Source organism: Streptomyces klenkii (assembly GCF_003626645.1).
Classification (GTDB): Bacteria; Actinomycetota; Actinomycetes; order Streptomycetales; family Streptomycetaceae; genus Streptomyces; species Streptomyces klenkii.
In genome coordinates, this window is the sequence record NZ_RBAM01000115.1 from 1 (window position 1) to 1,245 (window position 1,245).

Below are 1,245 nucleotides of genomic sequence, written 5' to 3' on the forward strand. Positions count from 1 at the left end.
CCGCAGCCGGTCGACACCGACGCGATCCGCCAGGCACTGGAAGACGACGATCCGGTGCGCGCCACGCTCGCCGCCATGGTCGCCTTCCACGCACTGACGGTCACCGACCTGCGGCGCCTGCGGCACACCGACATCCACGACGGACGCATCCACCTCGACAAACGGGTCATTCTGCTCGCCGAACCCGTACGAACCCGGCTCGCCGCCTACCTCGACCTGCGCGCCCGCCGCTGGGCCAGGACGGCCAACCCGCACCTGTTCATCAACTGGCAGACCGCCACACACACCGGCCCGACCAGCAACGTCTGGGCGACCAAGACCCTCGGCATCTCCGCTCGCGCCCTCCGCGCAGACCGCATCCTCGATGAAGGGCTCGCCACTGGTGACCTGCGCCGTCTGTGCGACCTGTTCGGGCTCTCCATCACAGCCGCGCAACGCTACCTGGCCGCCCTCGACCCGCCGGGCCTCGACCAGGGTCTGAGCTGATATGGAACAGCCCAAGAGCTCTGCAGTCGCTACTTTGCCGCTGGGGTCAGGAGTAGGAACCAGGCCCAGAACCCTGGGTTGCCGAACCTGGGGGCTGATCAGGCCGAAATCGGGGTGTTCGGGGCTGAGTTCATGGGCCCGGACCCTTCGGAATTCGTGAACTCGCGGAGGATCGCGTGCTCGTCGGCCTCGACCAGCACGGGCAGGTGGTCGGAGGCGGCCAGTGTGCGGGGGGTGCGCACGGTCTGGTGGGTTCGCAGGGCGGGCAGCAGGTGGCGGGTGACCCGCTGGGTGTCGATTCTCCGGGGGCCCCAGGGGTCGGGCATGTGCCCGCAGGATGCTTCCCACGGGGCGTCGAGGGCGGCGGCGGTGTCGGTCAGCAGCCCGCGCCAGCGCAGCAGTTCGGTGGGGTCGCGGTCGGCGCGCGGGCCTTCCGGGCCGATGGGCCATACGCACTGGTAGGGGAGGTAGTCGTGGTCCTGGCCGGTGTAGGGGTCCTCGTCGTAGTACGTGCCGTCCGCGCGCCGGTCGGCGGATATGTTGTTCCAGTCGGACCCGGCCCAGCCGAGCTGGCCGTCGTGGAAGAGTGAACGGACCCGCAGAGCTTCGTCGAACCGCCGCCGGGGCCGGAAAGGGTCCCCGTGGAAGGAGACCGTCCGCATCGGCCTCGCAGCGCCGATGTCCAGATCGGCGCAGGCCAGGCCGTGCCAGGACTCGGCGCCGCCGTGAATGGGCCGCCAGTCCACCACCGTGATGCCC

Annotated in this window: 2 pseudogenes; one reads left to right on the plus strand and one right to left on the minus strand. The window is 70.2% G+C overall.

Annotated features, from left to right (window positions below):
- A pseudogene (locus D7231_RS36785) lies at window positions 1-486 on the plus strand (hypothetical protein); the annotation flags it as partial.
- 98 nt (window positions 487-584) lie between these two features.
- Here the strand turns inward: D7231_RS36785 and D7231_RS36790 are convergent.
- Window positions 585-1,245 (minus strand): annotated as a pseudogene (locus tag D7231_RS36790) (hypothetical protein); the annotation flags it as partial.